The sequence below is a fragment of the Phenylobacterium sp. genome (genome assembly GCF_030645195.1).
GTDB lineage: Bacteria > Pseudomonadota > Alphaproteobacteria > Caulobacterales > Caulobacteraceae > Phenylobacterium.
On record NZ_JAUSLW010000004.1, the window covers coordinates 1 to 2,879 of the forward strand.

Consider the following 2,879-nt stretch of genomic DNA (forward strand, 5'->3'; position numbering starts at 1 on the left):
CCCGGCTGTGCGAGCTTGGGTGCCAGTCTCCAAGGGAGGAATTCCATGACCAGATACGCAGCCCTCGCGGCCATTGGCCTTTTCGTTCTCGCCGGCCCCGCCGCCGCCCAGCCCCCCGCCCCGCCCGCGGCCGGCATGCACGGCATGGCGGGAATGCCTGACCCCGCCGCCATGAAGGCCCGCATGGCCGAGCACATGGCGCAGATGGACAAGGACATGCACACCATCCTGCGCCTGCGTCCCGATCAGGAGGCCGCCTGGCGCGCCTTCCGCGACGCCATGCACCCGCAGGACAGGCCCGCCATGATGATGGCCGCGCCGAAGATGGGGCAGACCACGCCCCAGCGCCTGGACGAGATGAACAGGATGGCCGCCGAGCGCCAGGCGCGCCATGCGAAGATGGAGACCGCGACGCGGGCCTTCTACGCCGCGCTCTCCCCCGAGCAGCAGGCCGTGTTCGACGCCCTGCACCGGATGCACGGTCCCGGCATGATGATGCACGGGTCCGGTGGCGGGATGATGGGCCAGAAAATGATGATGATGCACGGCGGCCCCGGTGGCGACGGTCCGCACGACTGAGCTTGCACGGCCGGGGGAACCGGGGGCCAATTGTGGCGGGCGTGCGATAGAGCCGCCACTTTTGGCCTGCACTGACGCTTCCATGACCCCGGCCGCCAACGCGTTTCCCGTCCCCCAGATCCTGGTCGTCGACGACGACGGGGATCTGCGGGCGGGGATCGCCGACTATCTCTCCCAGCACGGCTATGAGGTCGCCCAGGCCGGCGACGCTCTGGCCATGGAGCAGGTCCTGGCCGCCGCCCCTATCGACCTCGTCGTGCTCGACCTGATGCTGCCGGGGGAGGACGGTCTGTCCATCTGCCGGCGGCTGGCCGACGCGGGCGGCCCGGCGATCATCATGCTCTCGGCCATGGGCGAGGAGATCGACCGCATCCTCGGCCTGGAGCTGGGGGCCGACGACTACCTGGCCAAGCCCTGCAGTCCCCGCGAGCTGCTGGCCCGGGTCCGCGCGGTCCTTCGCCGCCGGGAGGACGCGCGGGCGCCCGGGACGCCCAAGGGCAAGGCCTATCACTTCCTGGGCTTCACCCTGGACGGGGTGCGCCGCCAACTGCGCGCGCCCAACGGGGTCAATATCCTGCTGACGGCCGGCGAGTTCTCCCTGCTCAGCGTCTTCCTCGACAATCCCCAGCGGATCTTGTCGCGGGACGAACTGATCGAGAAGGCGCGGGGAACCGACGCCGACGTCTTCGACCGCGCCATCGACGTGCAGATCAGCCGCCTGCGCCGCAAGCTTCATGACTGCGCCCCGGCCGAGGTGATCAAGACCTATCGCGGCGCCGGCTACCTGTTCGACGCCAAGGTGACCCGCCCGTGAAGCCCCTAGAGCACGATGGGCTCAGGCGGAATCGCCTGAGCCCATCGTGCTCCAAATTCAAAGTTATAGAGCCGGCTTCAGGCTTCGAGAGAAGCCATCCGGCTCTAGGGCGCACCCGCGCGCCCATCGCCCTGCAGCTGGTGGCCCTGCTGGTGGTGAGCCTGATCGCCGCCCAGCTGATGACCTTCGCCGTGGTGGTGCTGATGCCGCCGCCACCGCGCCCGGTCTACCGGCTGGAGGACGTGGCCCAGGCCCTGAAGGGCGGGTCGCTCACCCCGCGCTTCGGCCGGCCCCTGGTGCGGGAGGTGCTGGCCGCTCCGCCCCCCGAGGCCGCCGACTTCCCCAGCGAGCACGCCCGCCGTCAGCTGGCGGCCCTGCTGGGGGTCAGGGAGGCCGACCTCCGCCTGGCCCAGCACATGACCTTCCCCGGCCGGCTGCACCGCACCCTGGGCATCGGCGGCGCGGCCATGGAGATGCGCCACCAAAGGATCATGGCCGACGAGTTCGGGTCGGGCGGGCCGCCGCCGCCGGGTCAGCGCCGGTTCGACGTCTTCGTCGCCGGGCCTCCCGGCCCCGGGGGCCAGCCGCCGATGATGGCGTTCCGGGAGTCGGGCCCGCCGATGTTCGGCGAGTTCAGCGCCGCGGTGCGCCAGGGCGACGGCCAGTGGCTGGTGGTGCGGCCCCAGCCCGAGCCCTTCCCCAACGACTGGCAGAGGCGCGTGCTGCTGTGGCTCGCCGGCTGCCTGCTGCTGGTGGCGCCGCTCGGCTACTTTTTCGCCCGCCGGATCACCGCGCCCCTGGACCAGTTCGCCCGCGCCGCCGAGACCCTCGGCCGCGATCCCACCGGCCCGCTGATGGCGCTGTCGGGTCCCGCGGAGATCGGGGCGGCCGCCCGGGCCTTCAACGACATGCAGGCCCGCCTCAAGCGCTTCATCGACGACCGCACCGCCATGGTGGGCGCCATCTCCCATGACCTGCGCACGCCGCTGGCCCGTATCCGCTTCAAGCTGGAGGGCGCGCCCGCGCCCGTAAAGGACAGTGTCCTGGCCGACATCGTCCAGATGGAGGCGATGATCACCTCGGTCCTGGCCTTCATCCGTGACGCCAGCGCCTCGCGGCCCCGCGAGCGGCTGGACCTGCTGTCGCTGCTGGAATGCCTGGTGGACGACGCCGGCGACCAGGACCTGACGCTGGAGGACAGCGCCCCGGTGACGGTGGAGGCCGACGCCCTGGGCCTGCAGCGGCTGTTCGGCAACCTGCTGGACAATGCGGTGAAGTACGGCGCCTGCGGCCGGGTGCGGGTCTTCCAGGAGGACGGCCACGCGGTGGTGGAGATCGCCGACGACGGGCCGGGCCTGGCCGAGGGCGAACTGGAGCGGGTGTTCCAGCCCTTCTACCGCGCCGAGGCCGCGCGAACGCTGGACGGCGGCGGGGTGGGGCTGGGCCTCGCCGTGGCGCGGTCCATCGCGCGGGCGCACGGCGGGGA

3 protein-coding genes are annotated in these 2,879 nt (G+C 71.8%); all 3 read left to right on the forward strand.

Annotation, left to right across the window (positions count from 1 at the left end; all coding sequences use genetic code 11):
* Nucleotides 1-45: 45 nt before the first annotated feature.
* Complete coding sequence (locus tag Q7T09_RS00250) at nucleotides 46-579, forward strand: Spy/CpxP family protein refolding chaperone (protein ID WP_304696945.1); 534 nt, start codon at nucleotides 46-48, stop codon at nucleotides 577-579.
* A gap of 82 nt (nucleotides 580-661) precedes the next feature.
* On the forward strand, nucleotides 662-1,393 hold the full coding sequence (locus tag Q7T09_RS00255; RefSeq protein ID WP_304696946.1) for a response regulator: 732 nt from the start codon (nucleotides 662-664) through the stop codon (nucleotides 1,391-1,393).
* A 140-nt stretch (nucleotides 1,394-1,533) separates the two neighbouring features.
* A partial coding sequence (locus Q7T09_RS00260) for an ATP-binding protein (protein WP_304696947.1) occupies nucleotides 1,534-2,879 on the forward strand: 1,346 nt, incomplete at its 3' end.

Excerpts from the sequence above, each read along its gene's own strand:
- Q7T09_RS00250 (WP_304696945.1), top strand. The coding sequence starts at position 46 with ATGACCAGATACGCAGCCCTCGCGGCCATTGGCCTTTTCGTTCTCGCC.
- Q7T09_RS00255 (WP_304696946.1), top strand. The coding sequence starts at position 662 with ATGACCCCGGCCGCCAACGCGTTTCCCGTCCCCCAGATCCTGGTCGTC.